General features: G+C 38.0%; 24 protein-coding genes and 1 riboswitch. Of the genes, 21 read left to right on the forward strand and 3 right to left on the reverse strand.

All coding sequences use genetic code 11. The features are described from left to right. Window positions 1–18: 18 nt before the first annotated feature. Window positions 19–636 (reverse strand): 3-ketosteroid-delta-1-dehydrogenase, encoded by a 618-nt coding sequence (locus tag ACHZEU_RS18390; protein ID WP_404803611.1) that lies wholly within the window; start codon window positions 634–636, stop codon window positions 19–21. Window positions 637–860: 224 nt separating this feature from the next. Here ACHZEU_RS18390 and ACHZEU_RS18395 point away from each other — a divergent pair, with 224 nt between their 5' ends. From ACHZEU_RS18395 to ACHZEU_RS18435, 9 genes are all read left to right on the forward strand, one after another. Continuing rightward, window positions 861–2,462, forward strand: a complete 1,602-nt coding sequence (locus ACHZEU_RS18395) for a Na/Pi cotransporter family protein (protein WP_233732847.1) — start codon at window positions 861–863, stop codon at window positions 2,460–2,462. Between the two features lie 68 nt (window positions 2,463–2,530). Continuing rightward, on the forward strand, window positions 2,531–2,980 hold the full coding sequence (locus tag ACHZEU_RS18400) for an SACOL1771 family peroxiredoxin (protein WP_404803612.1): 450 nt from the start codon (window positions 2,531–2,533) through the stop codon (window positions 2,978–2,980). Window positions 2,981–3,121: 141 nt separating this feature from the next. Then, the gene (locus ACHZEU_RS18405; RefSeq protein WP_404803613.1) at window positions 3,122–3,757 is read left to right on the forward strand and encodes a sugar transferase; all 636 of its coding nucleotides are present in this window, start codon (window positions 3,122–3,124) and stop codon (window positions 3,755–3,757) included. A 46-nt stretch (window positions 3,758–3,803) separates the two neighbouring features. After that, window positions 3,804–4,898 (forward strand): glycosyltransferase family 4 protein, encoded by a 1,095-nt coding sequence (locus tag ACHZEU_RS18410; protein WP_404803614.1) that lies wholly within the window; start codon window positions 3,804–3,806, stop codon window positions 4,896–4,898. A gap of 1 nt (window position 4,899) precedes the next feature. After that, window positions 4,900–6,573 (forward strand): GNAT family N-acetyltransferase, encoded by a 1,674-nt coding sequence (locus tag ACHZEU_RS18415; protein WP_404803615.1) that lies wholly within the window; start codon window positions 4,900–4,902, stop codon window positions 6,571–6,573. Then, entirely contained in the window at window positions 6,554–7,300 is a 747-nt protein-coding gene (locus ACHZEU_RS18420; protein ID WP_404804602.1) for a hypothetical protein, read from the forward strand. Before ACHZEU_RS18415 ends, ACHZEU_RS18420 begins: the two co-directional genes overlap by 20 nt. Window positions 7,301–7,304: 4 nt before the next feature. Continuing rightward, on the forward strand, window positions 7,305–8,297 hold the full coding sequence (locus tag ACHZEU_RS18425) for a polysaccharide deacetylase family protein (protein ID WP_404803616.1): 993 nt from the start codon (window positions 7,305–7,307) through the stop codon (window positions 8,295–8,297). A gap of 389 nt (window positions 8,298–8,686) precedes the next feature. Beyond that, window positions 8,687–9,673, forward strand: coding sequence for an agmatinase family protein (locus ACHZEU_RS18430; protein WP_404803617.1), 987 nt, complete (start codon window positions 8,687–8,689; stop codon window positions 9,671–9,673). Between the two features lie 115 nt (window positions 9,674–9,788). Further along, on the forward strand, window positions 9,789–10,676 hold the full coding sequence (locus tag ACHZEU_RS18435; RefSeq protein WP_004228212.1) for a 5'-3' exonuclease: 888 nt from the start codon (window positions 9,789–9,791) through the stop codon (window positions 10,674–10,676). A 90-nt stretch (window positions 10,677–10,766) separates the two neighbouring features. Here ACHZEU_RS18435 and ACHZEU_RS18440 read toward each other — a convergent pair whose 3' ends face one another. Next, the gene (locus ACHZEU_RS18440) at window positions 10,767–11,270 is read right to left on the reverse strand and encodes a C39 family peptidase (RefSeq protein ID WP_404803618.1); all 504 of its coding nucleotides are present in this window, start codon (window positions 11,268–11,270) and stop codon (window positions 10,767–10,769) included. A gap of 56 nt (window positions 11,271–11,326) precedes the next feature. Beyond that, window positions 11,327–11,644 carry a thioredoxin family protein gene (locus tag ACHZEU_RS18445; RefSeq protein WP_036078646.1) on the reverse strand — a complete coding sequence of 106 codons (318 nt, stop codon included), beginning with the start codon at window positions 11,642–11,644 and terminating at the stop codon, window positions 11,327–11,329. Window positions 11,645–12,024: 380 nt separating this feature from the next. Here ACHZEU_RS18445 and ACHZEU_RS18450 point away from each other — a divergent pair, with 380 nt between their 5' ends. The 12 genes from ACHZEU_RS18450 (at window position 12,025) to ACHZEU_RS18505 (ending at window position 24,259) form a co-directional block, all read left to right on the forward strand. After that, on the forward strand, window positions 12,025–14,409 hold the full coding sequence (locus ACHZEU_RS18450) for a 3-hydroxyacyl-CoA dehydrogenase/enoyl-CoA hydratase family protein (RefSeq protein ID WP_404803619.1): 2,385 nt from the start codon (window positions 12,025–12,027) through the stop codon (window positions 14,407–14,409). A 49-nt stretch (window positions 14,410–14,458) separates the two neighbouring features. Beyond that, window positions 14,459–15,631: an acetyl-CoA C-acetyltransferase gene (locus ACHZEU_RS18455; RefSeq protein ID WP_066037170.1), complete on the forward strand. Its 1,173-nt coding sequence runs from the start codon at window positions 14,459–14,461 to the stop codon at window positions 15,629–15,631. Window positions 15,632–15,757: 126 nt separating this feature from the next. Continuing rightward, complete coding sequence (locus ACHZEU_RS18460) at window positions 15,758–17,542, forward strand: acyl-CoA dehydrogenase family protein (protein ID WP_066037171.1); 1,785 nt, start codon at window positions 15,758–15,760, stop codon at window positions 17,540–17,542. A gap of 184 nt (window positions 17,543–17,726) precedes the next feature. After that, window positions 17,727–18,083 carry an arsenate reductase family protein gene (locus ACHZEU_RS18465; protein ID WP_004228225.1) on the forward strand — a complete coding sequence of 119 codons (357 nt, stop codon included), beginning with the start codon at window positions 17,727–17,729 and terminating at the stop codon, window positions 18,081–18,083. A gap of 81 nt (window positions 18,084–18,164) precedes the next feature. After that, window positions 18,165–18,545 (forward strand): glycine cleavage system protein GcvH, encoded by a 381-nt coding sequence (gcvH, locus tag ACHZEU_RS18470; protein WP_004228227.1) that lies wholly within the window; start codon window positions 18,165–18,167, stop codon window positions 18,543–18,545. Window positions 18,546–18,636: 91 nt separating this feature from the next. Beyond that, on the forward strand, window positions 18,637–18,978 hold the full coding sequence (locus ACHZEU_RS18475) for a hypothetical protein (RefSeq protein WP_004228229.1): 342 nt from the start codon (window positions 18,637–18,639) through the stop codon (window positions 18,976–18,978). 14 nt (window positions 18,979–18,992) lie between these two features. Continuing rightward, window positions 18,993–19,304, forward strand: coding sequence for a thioredoxin family protein (locus ACHZEU_RS18480; protein ID WP_048394370.1), 312 nt, complete (start codon window positions 18,993–18,995; stop codon window positions 19,302–19,304). Window positions 19,305–19,360: 56 nt separating this feature from the next. Further along, window positions 19,361–19,464: riboswitch (SAM riboswitch) on the forward strand. 82 nt (window positions 19,465–19,546) lie between these two features. Further along, on the forward strand, window positions 19,547–20,575 hold the full coding sequence (locus tag ACHZEU_RS18485; protein WP_404804603.1) for a methionine ABC transporter ATP-binding protein: 1,029 nt from the start codon (window positions 19,547–19,549) through the stop codon (window positions 20,573–20,575). After that, complete coding sequence (locus ACHZEU_RS18490) at window positions 20,565–21,233, forward strand: methionine ABC transporter permease (RefSeq protein ID WP_004228234.1); 669 nt, start codon at window positions 20,565–20,567, stop codon at window positions 21,231–21,233. Before ACHZEU_RS18485 ends, ACHZEU_RS18490 begins: the two co-directional genes overlap by 11 nt. A 68-nt stretch (window positions 21,234–21,301) precedes the next feature. Next, entirely contained in the window at window positions 21,302–22,153 is an 852-nt protein-coding gene (locus ACHZEU_RS18495; RefSeq protein WP_048394372.1) for a MetQ/NlpA family ABC transporter substrate-binding protein, read from the forward strand. Window positions 22,154–22,355: 202 nt separating this feature from the next. Further along, window positions 22,356–23,228, forward strand: a complete 873-nt coding sequence (locus ACHZEU_RS18500) for a response regulator (protein WP_404803620.1) — start codon at window positions 22,356–22,358, stop codon at window positions 23,226–23,228. Beyond that, window positions 23,225–24,259, forward strand: coding sequence for a HEAT repeat domain-containing protein (locus ACHZEU_RS18505; protein ID WP_404803621.1), 1,035 nt, complete (start codon window positions 23,225–23,227; stop codon window positions 24,257–24,259). Before ACHZEU_RS18500 ends, ACHZEU_RS18505 begins: the two co-directional genes overlap by 4 nt. The last annotated feature ends 7 nt before the right edge of the window (window positions 24,260–24,266 follow it).

Consider the following 24,266-nt stretch of genomic DNA (forward strand, 5'->3'; position numbering starts at 1 on the left):
TTTGCTGAGGGTGTTTCATTAAAAATGAATACCAGGTTTATCAATTAGCTTACAGCCTGTACCATACTTGGCTTTTAAGGCACCTTTGAAAAGAGTGTGCTCCAGCTCTGGGAATGTCTGTTTCCAAAGTTCAAAGACATTATGGCTAGATGCTTTACCGTCCTTTGTTAATCGCGCAATATGGAAGCCATATTCATCATTACAGCGAGCCAATGGGCGGTTTTCTCTTACTGTAATAATTCGACCACTTGCCGTCATTTCATATAAGCCTTCATAGCCAGCAATCGCACGGCTTTCTTCTTGTCCTTCAACTAAAGGCTTTTCTTCATGTGGTGCTACTTTTTCCTCTGTCGTTGCTTCTTGTTCAGAAGATTGAGTTTCTTTATCGCTGTTTCCTGCTGGTAGTTGTTCAACAATCACAAAATCTTTTTTTGAAGCTTTATCGCTCATTGTCGCCATCACGTTCATGATAGAGCCTACATARCGTAATKGYTKYKCTCTTCCTWCTTCGAAAACAAAAATATTATACTCGGTTTTATTTATCTTTTTCATAATAATATTACCCGTTGTAATAGTAAAACCGATGAATTTGTTCTTTTTAAGTGCTTGTATTGCTTCTTGCTTTGTTAAAATCATTTTGAAAATCTCCTAAAGAATTATTTATTCTATTCTACCATAAAAATTATCACATTGTTTTTCGTAAAATAATGGATGATTTTGTACAATGCAGGGAAATATCCCTATTTTCTCAAAATTAATAATGGTACTATTAAGAATGTTTGGGGAATAAAACTCCTTTATAAAGGAGCTTTCATAAAAGAGATACAATTTTAGTAGGGAGTGTTGATAGGTTGATCAATGTGCTTGGGGGCATAGGTTTATTTTTACTTGGAATGACGATGCTAACAAACGGTTTAAAGGAATTGGCAGGAGATGCCTTGAAAAAATGGCTCAATCGTTTTACAGGTGGGACCATTAGCTCGGTACTATCTGGTACATTTATGACAATGCTTGTACAATCCTCCACGGCCACGACCTTGATTACGATAGGTTTTGTCAGTGCTGGACTTCTTACATTTGTCCAATCGATTGGCGTTATTATTGGCGCCAATATCGGGAGTACGAGTACTGGTTGGATTATTTCATTAATCGGCTTTAAGATCAATATGCAGACAATGTCACTACCTTTTATTGCGCTTGGTGTATTTGTCCAATTGCTCGCACCACGTGATTACAAAGCAATTGGAGGGCTAGTGACTGGTTTTGGCTTATTATTTTTAGGTATTGATGTTCTTCAGGGAGGAATGGCTGCGGTACAAGATAAAATTCCATTCGATGCATTTAGTGCAAATTCTATTAGTGGCAAGCTAATTTTAATTGTTTTGGGTCTTATCATGACGGTTATTATGCAGGCTTCTAGTGCTGCAATAGCAGCCACTTTAACAGCTTTATATGCAGGTGCTATTGATTTTGAACAGGCTGCTTATTTAGTCATTGGTCAAAATATCGGGACGACAGCTACAGCGTTATTTGCTGCGATTGGTGCATCAACAGCTGCAAAACGAACAGCTGTGACACATGTAATGTTCAATGTAGTCACTGCTATACTAGTGACATTCGGTGCAAGGTTTATGTTTGCTCTTACAGAGTTTGTCACGAAATCCATCAATGGTAGCTTTGATGAAACACTCGGCATTGCTGTTTTCCATACATTATTTAGTGTGATTGGCGCGATACTCTTTGTGCCATTTGTTCGTCCTTTTGCAAAGGCCATTGAAAAAATGATCCCTGAAAAAGGAAATTATTTAACTCGTAATTTAGATAGTAGTGTTGCCAAACTACCTGGAGTTGCTGTAGAGGTATCCTTTAATACATTGCAAGATATTACTAAGGAAATGACGACAGTACTCGTTTCCCTTATTCAAGGAAAAAAACGCACAGCTGAAACAGACAGTAGATTGGCTCAAATAGATGAGGCAATCGAAAAAACACGTTTATTTATGGATGCTATTCAATCTTCCTCTCAAAAAGAACGGTATAAGCATATTGCCCTTTTACATGCTTTAGACCACTTATATCGTTTGTCAAAGGCATTACGTGAGCAACATCCAAATGCCTTTCAATTACAGGAGACATTAACCCAAAAGTGGTTAGAGGTATTGGAAAAAGTACTACTAATCATTGATGAGGATGAACGTCTACCTGAGATTGCTACCTTGCTTGAGGTTACTTCCTCTGAAATGGCTACGGTGCGTCGTGATAAACGAAACGCATACTTTGAGCACACTGTTGAAAATGTGGTAGAGTTAGAGACAGCTGTATCGAAAGTGGAGACTTTGCTGTGGATTGATCGACTTGTCTATCACTATTGGCGTACGACCGCTCGTCTTGCAGAGTACCAAACCGTGACTAAGAAAGGTCGTCATATTGACACAGAAAAAAATACAGTAACAGTTGAATAAATGGAATGCTCGTCTTACGTTTGTAAGCGGGCATTTTTCTTCGCTTTACAAATAAAGGAGGATCTAGAATGGTTCAGCATAAATTTACAATGGACTTAACTTGGTCAGAAGGAAGAAACGGTACAGGAAATATCCAAGCTAGTAATTTGCAAACACAAATTTCTATTCCTCGGGAAATGAATGGACCTGGCATTGGTACAAATCCAGATGAAATGCTTTTAGGGGCAGCTGCAACCTGTTATTTAATTACACTAGCTGSTTTATTCGAARKGTCAGAAATAGATGTACTGGAATTATCCATGCAGGCCCATGGATTTGTTAGTGTAGAAAATGGCATTTTTACGTATGAAAAAATTGTCCATAAACCGACTATTATTGTGCAAGAGCTAACAGAACATCTTGAAAAAAGACTTCTACGCTTAGCACACAAGGCTGAACAAACATGTATGATCAGTAAAGCATTAAAAGGTAATGTTGTAATTGAATGTGATGTTCAAATTTTTGAAGCAAGCATATAATAAGACAGCAAGAGTTATTCAGCAAGTAACGCTGATATAACTCTTTTTTTCATAAAATAAGCACTTTTTCTAAAATAGTTCTAGAAATGTTCAAAATGAATATATAGAGTTAAGTGCTAAAAAAATGCAAAGGATGATGTATTGCAMGTTCARAMAGCTCAGAATCTCACATTCTATGGTCAGTACGGCAAAAGAATATTCGATATTATTGGGGCATTATTTTTGCTTTTTATAACAATTCCTCTAATGCTAGCTATATTCCTCATTTTACTCATAACGACAGGTCGCCCCATTTTTTTTAAACAAATCCGAACTGGCCTCGATCATCACCGCTTTGTGATTTGGAAGCTACGAACAATGTGTATTCAGGCAGTTCCAGTCAATATGCCGACTATTTGTGCTGATGGTATCCCTGATGATTATTATTTTAAAACAGAGCAAGATACACGCATCACAAAAGTGGGCGCTATTCTTCGAAAACTCAGTATTGATGAAATTCCACAACTTTTAAATGTGTTAAAAGGTGATATGAGCATTGTAGGTCCACGTCCTGAAGTACCAACGATCACGAATGCATATAATTCCTTACAGGCTCGGCGTTTGGAGGTAAAGCCAGGATTAACAGGCCTCGCTCAAATTAATGGTAGGTCGAATATTTCACATGGACAAAAAATATCATATGACATTGAATACGTTGATCATTATTCCTTTTGGTTGGATGTCCAAATTTTGTTGAAGACAATTTATGTTGTCGTTGCACGCACAGGTGCTTATTAAAAAATAAGGAGTGGCCATACTGAAGATCGTTCAGCTTATTACACGAATGGATAAAGTTGGAGGTGCGCAAAAACATGTGGAGGCACTTGCTATCCACTTAAAACAGGATGGGCATGATGTCACAGTAGTGACGGGCTCCTACCAACCATCACTGTGGCACTTACAAGAGCATAAAATCCCTGTTATCAGTATATCTGCTCTTCAACGGGCTATTCATCTAGCGAAAGATCTTCAAGCATTTTGGCAATTAAGAGCCGTTTTCAAACATMTACAACCAGATGTTATAGCCACCCACTCCTCTAAGGCTGGTGTGATTGGTCGCATAGTTGGTAGGTTGTTACAAATTCCAACTATTTTTACGGCACATAGCTGGAGCTTTACAGAAGGTGTTCCTTACAAGAAAAAGCTATTCTATCAACGGATGGAAAGATCAATTCAGCCATTTACGACAAAAATTATTACAGTGTCTGAATATGATCGGGAACTAGCACTAATGAAAAAGGTCGCTCCTGCTCATAAATTGCTGACTATTCACAACGGCATTGACCCTATCGAGAGAAATAAGACAACTGAAAAGATATGCATGGAGCAGCCAGTCATTGTCATGGTTGCTCGTTTTGAAGTGCCTAAAAGACAAGATGTCCTGTTAAAGACTTTAGCGGAACTGACAGATATCCCTTGGCACCTTCAATTGATTGGAGATGGTTCTCTGCGTCCAGCTCTAGAACATTTCGTTGAACAAAATCGATTATCAAATCGTGTAACATTTTTAGGTAATCAATTAGACGTTCATTCTTATCTTGAGAAAGGCCACCTATTTGTTCTGTTATCAGATTGGGAAGGCTTGCCGATTTCGATTATTGAAGCGATGCGTGTAGGACTTCCTATTATTGCAACAAATGTAGGTGGTGTGAAAGAGCTTATTATTGATCATGACAATGGGTTTTTAGTGGAGCGAGAGAATAATGAATTATTGAAGAAGAGGCTGCATCAATTATTAATGGATGCTCCTTTAAGAGGAGAGATGGGGACGGCAAGTGAGCAGCGTTATTTACAGTACTTCACCTTCATCCCCATGTATCAAAAAACATTAATGGTTTATCAACAGGCTGTTTCAGAACTAGTAAAGAAAGGGGATTAAATTGCAATTAATTCGCATTAGAACTGATGATGAGCTTATGTGGTACAAGGAAATTTGGGATGCCATTTTAGAAGAAGAGAACAATGATAATCCATTTATAGAATTTGCTTGGTTTTATAATTGGTGGCAAATTGTAGGACGGAAAGAGCGTGTAGAGCTTTACGCCATTGAACATGAGGGGACAATTAGGGCCTTTTTTCCTTTTACAGTGTCTATTCGTTGGGGGGTAAGGGTGTATGCTTTTGCGGGAGAAAACATCGCCAATTATACAGGGGTTGTGGCTAAAAAGGAATGGTTACAGCAAGTTACAACCTTTGTTTTTGATGAGCTCATTAAAAAGCATAGGCATATTCTTTTTTCCTTGCATGGGTTATTAGAAAGCAAGGTGTCTACTAAGATCTTAGAGCAATACTTTGTAGAAAGACAATTACGTACAAGCCTGTTCCGAGTTGTGACACCCTATCTTGCTTTTTCAGAAATTGATTTTCAGCGCCATTTCAATCAACGTCGAAAAATGCATGGCGTTGATCGACGAGAACGAAAACTAAGAAATTTAGGCTCCTTAGAAAGACGTGAGGCTTCACAGGACGAGCTTTGGCAAATGTTTCGGTTATTTGATCGACGTTGGGCAAAAAAACTAGATACAAGTGGCTTTACAAAAGGCAAGAAAAGAGATTTTTTTGAGCGTTTAACGATGCTTAAAGGTGAGGCGTTACAGGTAGAGGTCGATGCACTTGTCTTTGAAAACCAGTGGATTGCTTTTACCTATGGATTATGCTGTCGTGGCAGCTATGTAACCTATGCCCTTGCACATGAGCCAACTTTTAATTTMTTTGKTGCTGGTCGGATAGTCACTCAGGAAGCCATCCASSGAACGTTTACTGCTAACTATCGCTTATRTGATATGAGCATAGGCTATGAGTCTTATAAATTTGATTGGCGCTCAGACATTGATTTTACAAGACAGATGCTTGCTAGCAGCGGTACGAAACGTACAAATCTACTGGCAGGTTTTTTATCGTTAAAGCAAAGGCTCAAAGAATTTATGAAAGGGAACCAACGAGTCGTAGATTGGAAGCGTAACACACTGGGCCATTTACGATATTTAGTAAAGTATGGAAAGGTAAAAGATTGGCTAGAATATGGACAACAATTCGTAGAAAAATTTATTCGTTTGAAACAAGTGGAGCTGTATGAATTATCCCCATCAGATGACGTATCACCACAGCAACCTGTCGGAAACTTATTTGAAGAAATGTCGATTCAGGAAGCGATGCAACTTGATCAGGAAGAAGTCATGGCCCTCCTTTATAAGGGCTATACGATTTATAAAGACTCCTTTGCGGAAACGAATAAGCTGGCGTTTGCATTACATGCCACAAACTGGCGAGTGGATTCAATGCAAATTGTAGAAGCCTTACCGAAGCAAACCTATTTTTTAGCCTATGATGTTTTCAAACAAATCGACATTATTACAGCTTTKTTMCGGAAAATAAAACCAGCRCAAACATTGTGGGTATCGGTAAGTTTTTGGCAATGGCGCAAGCGCAAGCGCTTAGTACAACTAGGCTATAAACCTATTTCTCGAATGAAACATTATAAACTTGCTCGTTTTGAGCGACACCGTGTAGAAAAATATACAGAGAGTGGGGGCGATGTACATTCTGTCCATTAAAAGTAAGCGATGGAATATCGCAATGCAGCATTTTTATTTTCTCGAAAAGCCAGCCAATTTTCGAAAGTCTATGAAAGTTGTGGGCTATACGCATTCATTAGTACCAAGTCGGAAGCTTGTAAAAAGCGAAACGATTCACATTTATTTGCAAGAGCATGAGCTTTCATTATATTTAGCACTGTCTGAAGGTAATCGTAAAATCTTACGACGTGCCCAAAAAGAATCCTATCAAGTCATTTTGTATAAAGAGCCATCCATAGAAAATTTGAAAGCCTTTCAGCAATTTTACAATCAATTTGCCAAAAGAAAAAAAATTGAAGCAATCGGCAAGTCGCAAATGGAAACCATTCTGCTCCTCAATGAACAGGGTGCCTTATTATTATCGGAGATCCAGAGTTTTTGTGGACAGACATTATGTTATCGATTAGATATTGTGCATGAGAAAAAAGCGATGTCTTATTTTGAGGCAACATGTCATGCAACCGCATTGCCTGCACAATTAAAACGTCCTTTCCGTTATGCAAATCGGTTTTTAATTTGGCATAACCTGCTACACCTAAAGGAGCAAGGTTTTGTCTTATATGATATGGGAGAATTAACGGACAATCGAAATGTACGAGCCTTTAAATTAAGCTTTGGTGGCCAGGTTGTTCATGTTTACTSARGCTACATTWTCCAATCAAAAATACGTGCACTTTTACTAGGTGTGCAAAAATGGAGGAAGTAGCAACATGAATGGTGGGGGTCTCGTTATTTCATTAGATTTTGAGCTGAATTGGGGTGTCCATGACGTATTTCGTTATGGCCAATACAATAAAAACCTATATGGTGTCCGTAAAGCCTTGCCCAGGATACTAGCGTTATTTGAGCAATATGACATCCATGCAACTTGGGCTACAGTTGGATTATTGTTTGCTGAATCAAAGGCAGAAATGGCTCATTATTTGCGAGGTATCCCTGTGAAATATGAAAATATGCGCTTTGCAGCACATACACAGCTAGCAAAAGTTGGCGAAAATGAACAAGAAGATCTCCTGCATTTTGGTAAATCATTAATTGAGGAAATTAAACGTACACCACATCAGGAAATAGGAAGTCATACCTTTTCTCATTTTTATTGCTTGGAGAAGGGCCAAACGAAAGCTGCCTTTTGTGCGGATTTACATGCAACCAAAACAATCAGTGACGGCTATACTGCGCCTATGAAATCGATTGTCTTTCCTCGTAATCAAATAAACAAAGACTATTTTACAGCTTGTTTAGAAGAGGGATATGTTTGCTATAGAGGCACCGAAAATCATGAGCTATATGACGCACAAAAGTTTACGAAAAAGGGAAGACTTTTAGGTGCTAAGAAGTGGATAGATAGCTATTGGAATATAACTGGTCATCATATAGCCACCCTGGAAGAAATGCAAGAGGAGCAACTGATTAATATTCGATCAAGTGCTTTTTTAAGGCCATACTGTAGTCCATTGCGTATATTCGAAAATTTAAAAGTAAAGCGAATAAAGGAAGGCATGCTCAAGGCTGCACAGGCACAAGCCTTTTATCATTTATGGTGGCATCCTCATAATTTTGGCAAGCATATTGATAAGAATTTGGCGATGCTRGAAGAACTATTAAGTTATCATCAAGAACTGCGTAATCAATATAATTTTCAAAGCTATTCCATGTATGAGGTAGCAGAACTTTGTGAAAGCCTTTCGAAACAGCAGAAGTAATAATGGAAGAGCTMTCTGTACGAAGAGTTGGTAAAAAGAGGTTTGCTCTCTGAAGAGTAATTAAAGTGCTTGTAAACGAGAGAAAGTCATTTATTAAGAGTGTCAAAGCGCTCAAGGTAGGTGAACAACACTCAAAAAGTTGAGAACAGCCACAATCTCCTAACAAAAGAAACATGTAATTTCTGAGCAAACTGATTTCAAGTTTGCTTTTTTTGTTTATCAAAAGAATATTTTCAATATAAGAGAAAAAAAGWAAAACTTTGACGAAAATCATTGTACGAATGGTACTATTACTATAAAGAAAATATGTTAGGACATTTACTGGGGAGCACCAATTGATTTAGGTCAATTGAACTTGAATGGAAAAGAGAAGAAGGTGGTAGATGAATATGTTTATACAATCAGAATGCCAATGGAAGCAGGAGAATGGATCAGCTATGCATCAGTGGATAAAGCAGCAAACAAATCCGAATCCGAATGAGGTGGATATTGTCGTATATGGAGCGCTTTTATCATATACCAATGGTGCGTCGTCAAAAGCGCAATACCCAACAGCCTTTCGTAAGGCTTGGCCAGGTTTTCAATCATATAATTTAGATGAGCAGGTGAATTTACGTGCCCTTTCAGTTGTGGATATTGGGGATGTGGCGATTCTAGAAAATGATCGAATGCTTTCGGAATCTGCCATCGAGGCTGCTGCAGAAAATTTAAGTATAGCCTTTCAAAGAAGTTTTACTTGTTTGATTGGGGGAGATCATACTATTACAGCGCACTCCATAAAAGGTATAAAAAATGCCTTCCCACAGGATCGCATTGGCATCATTCAGATTGACACGCATTTAGATGCAAGAAACCAAGAGGAAATTGGTTTAGCACAAGATTCTCCAATTCATCAGTTAATTGCAGCAGGGGTTGTGGAGGGGAGACATGTCTATAATGTCGGTTTGCATGGCTTTTTCAATTCACCCGAAATGATTCATTATGCTAAAGAACAAGGCATTCATATGATTACGTTAAAGCAAATGCGGCGTGATGGTATTCAACTCACAATACGTGAAATGCTGCGTCAGCTTAKGTATGAAGTAGATCGCATTTATGTGTCTGTGGATTTAGATGCACTTGATATTGTATTTGCCTGTGATGTTCCTGCAGCTTCACCTGGTGGTTTAACGGCTTATGAGTTATTCGATATCCTCAAGATTATTGGCGAAAATGAGGGTGTTCGTCATATTGATTTTGTTTATGCTGATCCTAAAGAAGGTATACTACGTCCAGAAACTGTTAAAATCGGTGTAACTGCATTTTTACAATGGTTGACAGGCATTCAACTAGATCATCGCAATCGTATCTCGAAAAAAGGGAAGGTTATGTTGTAAAGCAAGTGTATTTCCGAGTATTAACAATGCTGAATTTTAAAAGTTTGCTATAATGTTTAAATAGAAAACAATAAATAAATACAAACTTTGTATTGTAATAGAGAGGAAATTTATGATGACAACAAAACCAAGATTATTGATTGTCGACGGTATGGCACTGTTATTCCGTTCTTTTTTCGCTTCGGCTGCCATGGGGCATTTTATTCGCTTGGCAGATGGAACACCTACGAATGGGGCCCAAGGATTTGTGCGACATGTTCTAACAGCACAAACTATTATGAAGCCAACACATATGGCTGTTTGCTGGGATATGGGCGCACATACATTCCGCAATGATTTATTTGATGGCTATAAAGCGAATCGCCCAGCACCTCCAGAGGAAATGCTACCACAATTTGATATGGCGAAAAATTTATCGCAGCAAATGGGTTGGCAAAATTTCGGGGTGAAGGGCATGGAGGCAGATGATTTAATTGGCTCCATGATAACGAAATGGCAGGACGAGGCAGACATTACGGTCATTAGTGGTGATAAGGATTTACTTCAGCTTTTAAGGCCATCTACAGAAATTGCGTTTATGAAAAAGGGCTATACAGAGTACGATATTTATACGCATGCTCGCTTTAAAGAAGAATATTGTATTGAACCTTCACAGTTTGCACAGGTGAAAGCCTTTATGGGTGATTCAAGTGATGGCTATCCAGGTGTGAAAGGGATTGGCCCAAAACAAGCGTTAACGCTTATTCAAACATATGGCTCAATAGACAAAATACTGGCATCACTCGGTGAATTGAAGCCAGGTCAAAGAACAAAAATTCAAGATAATTTAGATATGTTGCAGCTATCACATGAGCTTGCAACGATTCAAACCAATGTACCAATTGACGCTGATTTTACAAGCCTTGTGTTACCAACTTACGAACCACATATTTTTAAAGCAATAGAAGAGCGTGGCTACACACTAATTGCCAAGCATGCCCGTTCTTTGTATTCGCTTATTTAATCAATCATCGCAGAGTATAGTCATATGCTCTGCTTTTTTTATTGTAAGGAAAAGAATAGAGAGCAAAAAGAAGGCTAATCGATATTTGCTCTAGTAAGGAACCATTTTCACGAAGGATAATACCTTTTCGTTGTCTTTATAGAGAGCCTGACGAATTTGGCTATCACGTTGTGGACCACCATTATCATGGAATATTAGCCATAGCTCATCATTTTTTATCTCATAGCCTATAAGCGGTACCCAATGATAAGCAAAGGTTGATTTTTTATCACGCCACTGAAGACTAAAATAGCGATCAAAACGCATAGCAACTGGTCGACCTGCGTCAATTTCCTGTAGAGCTTCCTTTAATGAACATGTWCGAATATMCCAAKWTGGAAGCAATTGMMGWARATTKTGAATMAGTCTCCATTTGAATAAGCCAATTTTTGTACCACCAAGCAGTTTATATAGCTCATTAATTGAAGGAGTTGACTCATTTAAAAATTTTAAGATGACATGAATCGTAGTAGGTCCACAGGCAGAATTGCGATAGCTTGGTGCAATGGAAATCTCATATTGTGAAGCCCCTCGTAGTGCCAATTGTTGACGCATAATAAACTCCTTTCAAAAAGAGCTGCATTTCAAGAAGAAATGCAGCTCTCTCGCCATTATTGTTGAGCAGATAAAAATTCTGTTACTTGCTGAGGTGTTTTTGCATTTGCACTATGTAAGTGTGCAAGTTTTTCACCATTTTGGAAAATCAATAGACTTGGAATTCCCATAACATCGTACTTATCAGCGATTTCTGGAAGCTCGTCTCGGTTTAGCTCATACCAATCATATTGGTTGTACTCTTCAATGATTGGATCGATGAACATATTCATACGTGTGCAATCAGGGCACCAGCCAGCATAAAATTTCACTAAAACTTTTTGGTCGCCAGCGATTAATTCGTTAAATTGTTCTGCAGTAGTAATAGTTTTCATTAAGTATTCACTCTCCTTGCTTTCCATTCTACACATTTTTCTCGCAATCTGAAAGTTTTCTGTTTGGCCGTTTCAATCGCTACTTCTTGTCCTCTTTTAGCTCGTTAAAAACAAAAAAAGATGTATACTGCAAAAATAATTCTTGAAAAAAGATTGCTAAATTAGACAAAATAATCTACACTAAAAACAGAAAAGTAGTTTTATCTTCATTCATTGAGAAGTGTCATTTTGGAGCGAAGATAAACCTTAGTCGTGCTTGGTTGAGTGGAGGGAATCTCATTCAACAAAAGGACAAAAAATTCACTAAGGAACACTTGATATTTTTTTGACCAAAAAATGAATGGCTATTCATTCAATGGGAGAATAAGGGGGAATTGCTTGTGACTTAMAACATTAAAAAAGCAGCTGTTCTAGGTTCTGGGGTGATGGGCTCTGGAATTGCAGCACATTTAGCAAATATCGGTATACCAACATTACTATTGGATATAGCACCGAAGGAACTGACGCAAGAGGAAGAAGCAAAAGGCCTTTCTTTAGAGCATCCAGCTGTTAGAAATCGTATTGTAAACGGAGCTTTGCAAAAGTTATTAAAGCAAAAGCCAGCACCACTTACTTCTAAGAAAAATTTATCACTACTATCAGTTGGCAACTTTGAAGACGATCTAGGGAAACTAAAAGATGTAGATTGGATTATTGAGGTTGTTGTAGAAAATTTACCAATTAAACAAAGTCTTTATGAAAAAATTGATGCGGTTCGTTCACCAGGAACAATCATTAGTTCAAATACATCTGGTATTAGCATTAATGCGATGGCAGAGGGACGTTCAGATGATTTTCAAAAGCATTTTCTTGGCACACATTTTTTCAACCCACCTCGCTATTTAAAATTATTAGAAGTGATTCCTGCCAATACAACTCGACGTGCAGTTTATAGATTGCTTAAACCGTTTGGGGAAACTGTCCTTGGTAAAGGAGTTGTACATGCAACAGTTCTACCAAACTTTCGTGACAGCCGCATCGGGAGGTGTGGTTTGGTGAACACGTCACATGCTCTGTTAAAAGGTGGTTACTCTGTTGGCGAGGTAGACTCTGTAACAGGTCCGCTTATCGGCCGTCCAAAGTCTGCAACTTTCCGTACGCTAGATGTAGTTGGTTTAGATACATTCATTCATGTAGCGAAAAATGTTTACGATCAAACAACAGGTGAGGAGCAGCAAGTATTTGCAGTACCTGAATTTTTACAAAAAATGGTCACAAACGGTTGGCTAGGAGCAAAATCGGGTCAAGGTTTCTTCTTAAAACAAGGAAAAGAGATACATGAGATTGATCCAGCAACCTTAACGTATAGTCCAGCCAAAAAATTAAAAACACCTTCTATTGAAATGGCAAAACAAACTCGTGGATTGGCCAATAAAGTGAAGGCGTTAACCTATGCAAAGGATCGTACAGGCGAGCTATTATGGGGGATTTTTGCACCGACGCTCCTTTATTCTGCACAGCTGCATGGGGAGATTGCAGATGATATCGTAGCCATTGATAACGCGATGAAATGGGGATTCGGCTGGCAACAAGGGCCATTTGAGATTTGGGATGCTATAGGCGTAAAAGACTCTGTGGCGAAAATGGAGGCTGAGGGCCGAGAGGTACCTGCTTTTGTCAAAGAGATGTTAGCAAATGGCGTGGAGACATTCTATACAGAATTAGACGGAGATTTAGCTTACTATAATGGTTCACAATATGTGAAAGTGCCAGTCAATGAAAAAGAGATTAATTTAAAACGTTATAAGAAAAAGCATGGTGTGATTAAATCAAACACAGGTGCTAGTTTAATAGATTTAGGGGATGGAATTGCATTACTGGAGTTCCATTCGCAATCCAATGCAATCGGCTTGGATATTATTCAAATGATTAACTTTGCGGTAGATGAAGTAGAGGCTAACTATAAGGGCTTAGTCATCGGTAATCAGGGGAAAAACTTCTGTGTTGGGGCAAATCTAGGAATGATTTTGGTAGAAGCACAGGATGATAATATATTTGAGCTAGATTTCGTCATTAAAGCATTCCAAGATGCTATGCAGAAAATTAAATATTCACGTAAGCCTGTTGTAGCAGCACCGTTTGCCATGACATTAGGCGGAGGAGCAGAGGTTTGCTTACCAGCTGCACATATTCAAGCAACAATGGAAACATATATGGGCTTAGTGGAAGTAGGGGTTGGATTAATCCCAGGTGGTGGCGGAAATAAAGCGCTCTATCAGAAATTCCTAAAGGGCTTACCAAACGGCGTAGAGGTAGACTATCAACATATTGCTAATAAAGTATTTGAAACAATTGCGATGGCGAAGGTTTCAACATCTGGTGAGGAAGCACGTGAAAATAATTTCCTAAACTTTGCGGATGGTATTTCAGTTAATCCAGATCATCAATTGTATGATGCGAAGCAGGTTGCATTAGCACTTTACGAAGCGGGCTATCAACCACCTGTACCAACAAAAGTGCCAGTGGTCGGTGCATCAGGCTATGGTACATTACTCATCGGTGCGCAAGGGATGTTTGAGTCAGGCTTTATTAGCGAACATGATTTAAAAATTGCTAAAAAATTAGCTTATGTTATTGCAGGTGGAAAGGTTCCGTACGGCACATTAGTCGATGAGCAATATTTATTGAACTTAGAGCGTGAGGCATTCCTTAGTCTTGTTGCTGATCCGCTATCACAGCAGAGAATGCAACACATGCTGTTAAAAGGTAAACCACTTCGTAACTAATTGACGAAATAGATCAATCTTGCACATGAAACAAAGGGGGATTAATACGATGCGTGAAGCCGTTATTGTAGCAGGAGCACGAACTCCAATTGGAAAAGCAAAAAAAGGTTCTTTAGCAACAGTAAGACCAGATGATTTTGGTGCTGTTGTAGTCAAAGAAACATTGAAAAGAGCAGGCTATGAAGGGCCAATTGATGATTTAATTTTAGGCTGTGCAATGCCAGAAGCAGAGCAAGGAATGAATGTAGCACGTAGTATTGGGGCACTAGCTGGATTACCAGATACAACGCCTGCTCTGACAATCAATAGATTTTGCTCATCAGGTTTACAGGCAATTGCTTATGCAGCAGAGCGAATTATGCTAGGACACTCAAAGGCTATTCTTGCTGGTGGTGTAGAATCCATGAGCATGGTGCCGATGGTAGGGAATACACCACGTTTAAATCCGACTTTAGCAGAAACGGCTCCACAGTATTATATGGGCATGGGGCATACAGCTGAGGAAGTAGCTCGTCAATATAATGTTAGTCGTGAAGACCAAGATGCTTTTGCTGTTCGCTCGCATGAGCTTGCTGAAAAGGCAATTAAAGAAGGTAAATTCAATGATGAAATTGTACCAATTGAAGTGGAACAGCATTACGTAGACGATAACAATAAACCACAAGTGAAAAAATTCACATTCAGTATGGATGAAGGTGTACGTCCAGGTACATCAGTTGAAGGTTTAGCCAAACTACGTCCAGCTTTCCACGTAAAAGGCAGTGTAACGGCGGGCAATGCCTCTCAAACTTCTGATGGTGCAGCAGCTGTACTAGTAATGGATCGTGAAGAGGCTGATAAGCAAGGACTGACACCAATGGCAAAATTCCTAGGCTTTGCAGTTGGCGGTGTACCTCCTGAAGTAATGGGTATCGGGCCTATCGTGGCAGTGCCAAAAGCGTTGGAAATTGCAGGTTTATCCATCGAAGATATTGATGTATGGGAAATCAATGAAGCATTTGCTTCACAGTCATTACAGGTGGTACGTCATTTAGGCATCGACCAAGAGAAAGTCAATGTCAATGGTGGAGCGATTGCATTAGGTCATCCACTAGGCGCAACGGGAGCTATTTTAACATTAAAGCTAATTCATGAATTGAAGCGTCAAGGGAAGAAATATGGCGTAGTGACAATGTGTATTGGTGGCGGCATGGGTGCTGCTGGCGTATTTGAAATTCTATAATTTTTGCTAGATCAGCTTGAGGTGTACTGTTTACGGTTGCCTCCGAACATTGTATACGTCAAGCTTTTCTATACATGATCATTAGGGGAATCAACTAACAAAAAGATATATTGGGAGGAATTAATCATGACTGAAAAAACAACTGATTTCATTAAAGGTGGCGGATTTCTTATTGAAGATGTGGAATTAGATCGTGTATTTACACCGGAAGATTTCACTGACGAGCATAAAATGATTGCTAAAACAACAGAGGAATACGTTACAAATGAAGTTTTACCAGTAGTGGAAAATTTAGAGCACCATGAATTTGAGCATTCAGTGCGTCTCCTAAAAAGTGCAGGCGAATTAGGCTTACTTGGAGCAGATGTGCCTGAAGAATACGAAGGGTTAGGATTAGACAAAGTTTCTTCAGCTTTAATCGCTGAAAAAATGTCTGTTGCAGGTGGTTTCTCAATCACACATGGTGCCCACGTTGGTATTGGGTCATTACCAATTGTTCTATTCGGTAATGAAGATCAAAAGAGAAAATATTTACCTAAGCTTGCTTCAGGTGAATTAATCGCTGCCTATGCATTAACAGAGCCAGGTTCAGGTTCAGATGCTCTAGGTGCAAAAACGACTGCAAAATTAAATGAAGCTGGCACACATTATATTTTAAATGGTGAAAAACAGTGGATTACGAATGCAGGCTTTGCTGATGTATTTGTGGTCTACGCAAAAATTGATGGCGATAAATTCTCTGCCTTTATCGTAGAACGTGCCTACAATGGTGTTTCAGTTGGTCCTGAAGAAAAGAAAATGGGGATTAAATCATCATCAACTCGTACATTGGTATTGGAAGATGCGGAAGTACCTGTAGAAAATCTATTAGGCGAAATTGGTCGTGGTCATATCATTGCGTTCAATATTTTAAACATTGGTCGTTATAAACTAGGCGTGGGCACAATTGGCGGATCGAAACGTGCATTGGAGTTAGCTATTCAGTATACAAACCAACGTCAGCAGTTTAAGACAAAGCTTTCTGATTTCAATCTGACAAAAGAGAAATTATCAACGATGGCTTCTCAATTGTATGCTTCAGAATCATTAAACTATCGTACTGTGGGTCTATTTGAGGATCGCTTAAGCCAATTAAGCCTAGAAGAGCAAAAGCAAGGAAAAGTGATTGCAGGTGCGATTGCTGAATATGCTATTGAATGCTCTATTGCCAAAGTATTCGGTTCAGAAACATTAGACTATATTGCAGATGAAGCAGTACAACTTCATGGCGGTTATGGCTTTATGGCTGAATATGAGGTAGAGCGTATTTACCGTGATTCTCGTATTAATCGAATTTTTGAAGGTACAAACGAAATTAACCGCATGATTGTACCTGGCACATTTATGAAAAAGGCGCTAAAAGGTGAGCTACCATTATTACAAGTTGCCCAAAATTTACAGCAAGAGCTGCTTATGCTAATGCCAGAGGATATCGGTACAGAGCCGTTAGCACAAGAAAAATATTTAGTGAAAAATGCCAAGAAGATTGCTGTATTAGCTGCAGGATTAGCAGCACAACGCTTTGGTGCAAAGCTTGATCAAGAGCAAGAAGTATTGGTAAACATTGCGAATATAGCTAACCAATTATTTGCAATGGAATCAGCTGTCTTACGTACAGAAAAAGCAATTGCTCGTGACGGTGCTGAAAAAGCACATCAAAAATTGCTATACACACAAATTTTCTGCCAAGAAGCATTCGCAGAAATCGAAAAAGAAGCAAAAGACACAATTCTTGCTTCAGCGGATGGCGATGCAGCCCGTATGACATTATCTGCACTGCGTAAGCTAACGCGTAATAATCCATATAATTTAATTGCGAAGAAGCGTGAGGCTTCCGTTAAATTAATTGATGCTGAAAAATATATTGTTTAATAGTGCAAATTTAACCTAGCTATCTGCAAAAGATAGCTAGGTTTTTTTATATGAGATGGATAATCGTAAAAGGAGCGGATAAATTTGCACAACTGGTGGATAAACTTACAAAAAAGAGTGAAGTTCACCATTGAAAACAACTATGATGGTATACTACAGAAAAAGACAGAAGAGGAGCATTGTAATGACGATTCAATTTTTCCATTATCCGAAATGTACAACATGTAAAAAGGCACAGAAGTGGTTAAATGAGCATGAGGTTTCCTATGAAGAGGTACATATCGCAGAGCAACCTCCCACTAAAGAAGAATTAACAGCTATTTGGCAAGCTAGTGGACAGCCTTTGAAGAAATTTTTTAATACCTCAGGCATGAAATATCGTGAGCTTGGTTTAAAGGACAAGTTAGCAGAAATGACGGAGGATGAGCAGCTTGAGCTACTTGCTTCAGATGGCATGTTAATTAAACGTCCCATCGTGACAGATGGAAAAAAAGTTACTTTAGGTTTTAAAGAAGTAGATTTTGAGCAAGCTTGGAAATAACCGTATTAAACCTTGTATTTATAGGAGAAGTATGGCACACTGAAAGTGAATATATTACATATTTATGGAGGGGTTTTTTGCATGAGCACACCTAAAGACTTACGATACTCTGAAGAACATGAATGGGTAAAAGTAGAAGATGGAAAAGTACGTATTGGTATTACTCACTTCGCACAATCTGAATTAGGAGATATCGTATTCGTTGAGCTTCCACAAGTTGGCGACGAAATCAAAACAGATGATCCATTCGGTAGCGTAGAATCAGTAAAAACTGTTTCTGAATTATATGCACCAATCTCAGGTACTGTAGTTGAAGTAAATGCAGATTTAGAAGATAGCCCAGAATTCGTTAATGAATCACCATATGAAAAAGCATGGATGATCGTTGTTGAGCCTGCTGACGCATCAGAAGTTGAGAAACTAATGACAGCAGAGCAATACGAAGAAATGATCGCTGAATAAGACAAGCCATAATCGAAAAACGTCGGAAACTACCGGCGTTTTTTGTTATATAATGACTTATAAGTGGGGATCTCTAAATGGAGGTGGCGTAATGTTCGAGGGAAAATGCTTGATAGTAGAAGGGCGCTCAGATAAGCTACAAATTGAGCCTATTTTGAATGAGAATGTTACAATACTATGTACGAATGGTACAATTGGTGTGCATCAATTAGAAGAACTACTGGATCCCTATGAGGGCTGTGAGCTATTTACTTTTTTTGATGCAGATACTTCTGGTGATAAGCTACGTGCATTAATGGACAGACATTATCCAGAGGCTGAGCATCTGCGCACAATGCCAACATACAAGGAAGTAGAAACGACACCAAGAAAAGTGCTAGCAATGATTTTACTGCGTGCACATTTTTCAATCCATAATGAATATATTTTGTAAGGTTGCGTGAGTAAATGGAAGAATGGTCAATAGAGCAGTGGGAAGCGGCTAAACAGTCGGGAGAGAAAACTGCATTTTATTTATATACACCGATGTGTGGAACGTGTGCAGTGGCATCTAAAATGATGTCCATTATTGAGCAATTACTGCCACAGCTACAAATGGGTAAAGCAAATATCAACTTTTTGGAACACATAGCTTATGAGCATCAAATTGAAAGTGTTCCCTGTCTACTCATCAGTGATGGCGGAAAAGTGACAGAAAAGATTTATGCTTTTCAATCCGTACCATTTTTATATGAATTGTTAAAAAAATCAATTGACTGAACTTTACTAGCGTGGTAAAGTATCAAATATATTATTAAAACATTAAATATATCGAACTCTTATGAAGAGTGGCGGAGGGAAGTGCCCTATGAAGCCCGGCAACCATCACAATGTGAAAAGGTGCCAAATCACCCAAAGATTTTTCTTTGAAAGATGAGAGAACGGTTTAACGTATCATACGTGACCCCTTCTACTTGTCTGTGAGTGAAGGGGTTTTCTATATGAGAAAAGGAGTATTCGCTATGATCCAGCTTCAAAATATTACAAAGAAATACAAAACAGCAAATGGCGAATTAACGGCAGTCAAAGACGTCAACCTTACTATTAATAAAGGTGAAATTTTTGGCATTATCGGCTATAGTGGTGCTGGTAAAAGTACCATGATTCGTTTATTAAACGGTTTAGAGAAACCGACAGCAGGAACAGTAACGGTGAACAATCAAGAATTTTCATCGATAAAAGGGCAAAAGCTTAGAGCAGCTAGACAAAAGGTAAGTATGATTTTCCAGCATTTTAATTTACTTTGGTCAAGAACAGTTGCCGAAAATATTGCATTCCCTTTAGAAATCGCAGGCTTCCCAAAGGCCCAACGTGAAGCGCGTGTGAAGGAATTAATTGCCCTTGTACGCTTAGAAGGGCGCGATAACGCATATCCATCCCAGCTTTCCGGGGGACAAAAGCAGCGCGTACGAATTGTACGTGCATTAGCGAATAATCCAGAGGTTTTACTATGTGATGAGGCGACATCCGCACTCGACCCTGAAACAACGGATGCAATTCTTGATTTACTCGTAGATATAAATGAACGCTTAGGCTTAACAATCGTCCTGATGAACCACGAAATGCATGTCATCCGCAAAATTTGTCATCGTGTAGCGGTGATGGAGGCAGGCGAAATTGTGGAACGTGGTGAGGTATTACAAGTCTTCCAAGCCCCACAGGCGGCTATTACTAAGAAGTTTGTATCTCAAATTACCGACACTAAGGAAACACAAGATACGGTAGCACAAATTAAAACAAACTATCCAACTGGACAACTTGTCAAATTGATTTTTGTTGGTGAAAAAACAGAACAGCCTGTCATCTCACATCTTGTGAAACAATTTGATGTAGAAGTAAGTATTGTTCACGGAAATATTTCACAAACAAAAAATGGTGCATATGGTACATTGATTGTGCAAATTGATGGCTCTCAGACAAATGTCACTGAAGCCCTTCGTTATTTAAATACAGTGGAAGTACAGACGGAGGTGATTGAAAATGCTAACTAATCTCTTTCCGAATGTAGACTGGGAAAATATGTGGCAAGCTACGTATGAAACTTTATACATGACAGCTATATCAACGGTTGTGACATTTATTCTTGGGTTAGTCATTGGTATTGTTCTATTTCTAACTAGCCCCAATCAGTTATGGGCAAATAAAATCGTTAACTTTTTAACAGGATCACTCGTTAATATTTTCCGTTCCATTCCATTTATCGTATTAATTATTTTATTAATTCCATTTACGAAGTTTTTACTAGGTACAATTCGCGGTGCCAATGCGGCATTACCTGCTTTAATTATCGGTGCAGCACCGTTTTATGCTCGTATGGTATTAATTGCGTTACGTGAAATTGATAAAGGTGTGATTGAAGCAGCCCGTTCAATGGGAGCAAAAACTTCTACAATTATTTGGAAAGTATTGGTTCCGGAATCATTACCAGCTTTGATTTCTGGTATCACTGTAACGGCTGTTGCTCTTGTAGGTTATACAGCGATGGCAGGAATTATTGGTGCAGGTGGTCTTGGTAACTTAGCTTTCTTAGACGGCTTCCAGCGAAATCGCCAAGATGTGACATTAATGGCAACTATTTTGATCTTAGTAGTCGTATTTATTATTCAATGGATTGGTGATTTAATTACTGAAAAAATTGATAAACGCTAGCACGAAAATGAGGTTATTCCGGTTTTTACCGCTAACATATTTAAAACAAATACAAGGGAGTGTCATAAATGAAAAAGTTATTAGCAGGATTATTTTTATCAATACTTGTACTAGCATTAGCAGCTTGCGGTACAGATAAAAAAGAAGATGAAAAATCAGCATCTGGCGATCAAACAGATAGCAAAGAAAACGTAACATTAAAAGTAGGTGCTTCTAATACACCACACGCAGTTATTTTAGAAAAAGCAAAACCGATCTTAGCTAAAGAAGGCATAGACCTTAAAATTGAAACGTATACAGATTATGTTCTACCAAACCAAGATTTAGACTCAAAAACACTTGATGCAAACTATTTCCAGCACATTCCTTACTTAGAGCTACAAATTAAAGACAATGGCTATGATTTCGTTAATGCAGGTGGCGTTCATATTGAACCAATCGGTATTTACTCTAAAAAATATAAAACGTTAGAAGACCTGCCTGAAGGCGCAACAATTTTACTTTCTAATTCAGTATCTGACCATGGTCGTATGCTGTCATTGTTAGAGGCTAAAGGCTTAATCAAATTAAAAGAAGGCATTGATAAAACAGCAGCAGAATTAAAGGATATTGAAGAAAATCCTAAAAACTTTAAATTCGATGCAAATACTGCCCCAGAAATGCTTGTACAAATGTACGAAAACGATGAAGGCGATGCAGTACTTATCAATTCTAACTTTGCCATCGATAACGGTTTAAACCCAATTGAAGATGCTATTTCTCTTGAAGATAAAGAATCTCCATATGTTAACATCATCGCTGTACGTGCAGGTGATGAATCAAAACCTGAAATTAAAAAATTATTAGAAGTATTAACATCTAAAGAAATCCAAGACTTCATTTTAGAAGAGTGGAAAGGTGCAGTAGTACCGGTAAAATAAGAATTAAAAATTTTATAAAAGGGTACATAAGTTTAACGACTTATGTACTCTTTTTTATTTTTAGTTAAATTGATGAGAAACTATGTATTTTTTATGACGTCTATTTATTGTTTAGTCATATTTATTACTATAGTAATGTTGTTAATCTACGAAATAAATGATAGAAAGTAATAATAAGAAAAAACTAGATGGAGTGATTCTAATGAATGATATAAAATTCACCCATGACATCATGCAAGAACATGAAGTAGAGCGCTACTTTAAAATATGGCGAGAAAGTGTGATTAGATCACGCCTTACTATAACAGCAGTCTTTTTAAAAACAGCTAATGCTACACAACTGAATGAAAATGTGAATGATCAAGTTACCTCGTTTTTACAATCAAAAATACGCAAGACAGACTTGCTTTTTCAATTATCCGACGGAGATCATTGGGGCATCTTCTTTTTACAAAGTAGTGATGTAGAAGCTAGGGCGTTTTTAAAACGAATATTTGCCATCTTAAAAGCAGAACGGAAGTTCCAACAGATTGCATTAAAGGCCTCTATAACAGAAAAAMSAAATAATAACGCGGGTGGTGAAGCGCTGTTGTATAAAGATGAAGGGATGTTATCAGGGGATGAGCAATTAACATGGAGTATAGCAGAGGTAAAGGATTACTGTGAGCAACCAACTGAATTAGTGAAAGTTAGTATTATTGAGCAAAACGCCATTTTTAGACAAGTATTAGAGTCAACGCTTAACCAAATATCTATCCCTTATTTTTCCTTAGATGTAAAGGTTTATGAGGATGGCTATAGCTTTTTACAATCGGATGATTATAAATCAGGGCATATGCATCTAATTCTTATGAATGATATTTTACCTCTGAAAAATGGCTTAGAAATATTGCATATCTTACGACATATGCCAAATGAAAAGAAATTTATTATTTATATGATGTCCGAACGCAATTCTGAAGGGGCAGCGCTTAATGCTTATGAGGGCGGTGTTGATGAATATATTGTCAAACCATTTAATTTACGTTTGCTAGAAGCCAAAATTAAAAGAACGTTTGCGAGGTTTTGGCAATGATCAAGCTGACTGTTTCGACGCTTTTGGGAATAATTTTCTTTTTATTAGTTGTGCTCTTTATCTTTTTAATGTATTTACTTGTTCAGCGGCAGCGTGAAAGCTATTTTGAAAAAGTTCGTGACCGTTATTTACAAAATTATTCTCAACTTTGGTATGATTACTTATTCAATAACGCATTATTTAGTATCGTATTGGTTCCTCGAGGCAGGGCCCAAGTAGAAGCTATTGAAAAAATTTTTTCATCCTATTTAAAGAATATAAGGAATGAACAGGTGGAACTAAAAATTAAACAATTCTCCAATCAATATTTAAAAGCATTCTACGAAAAAGATTTATCCAGTAAACGATGGAGTATTCGAATGAATGCCCTCTATCGAATTGCAGACTTACAAATAGATGAATTGCTAACGAAGTGCCAAGAATTCGAAAAAAATAACATTACAGATGAAGAACATTTCCAGTTATTGAAAATATACTCGCTTTTCCAACCAGATTTATTTATGGAGAAAATAAAAAATTCCAATGTAAATTACGCTGAAAGTGAATATAGAAGACTATTTATATTATTAGATGATAATGTATTTATTCGATTTTTCCATGATTTTAATAGTTTGTCGGCCAAAATGCAATTTGCTGTTATTGATACTGCTGCTGTAAAAAGAAATATGGAGTATTTGGATGAATTAAAAAAATTATTACACCATGATACACCGGAAATTAACATCAGAGCATTAAAAGGGCTATATGAAATAGGAATTATTGATGAGATGGATCCCTTTGTMCCTTTTGTGACCTCAGAAGTGTGGGAAGCCAGGTTAATGGTTGCAAAAATTTTTCAACATGTACCGCTTCCTTATACTTATAGTTATTTAGAGCAGCTTCTTCAAGATGAGAATTGGTGGGTACGTTCCCAAGCGGCAAAAACGATTGTAGAAGATCGACATGGTATTGCCAAATTACAGCAATTCATTGAATCCTCAAAGGATCAATATGCAATTGAAATATCACAAGAAATTGCAGCGAGAAAATAGGGGAAGT

Origin of the sequence: Lysinibacillus sp. S1 (assembly GCF_044986265.1) — a bacterium.
GTDB lineage: Bacteria > Bacillota > Bacilli > Bacillales_A > Planococcaceae > Lysinibacillus > Lysinibacillus capsici.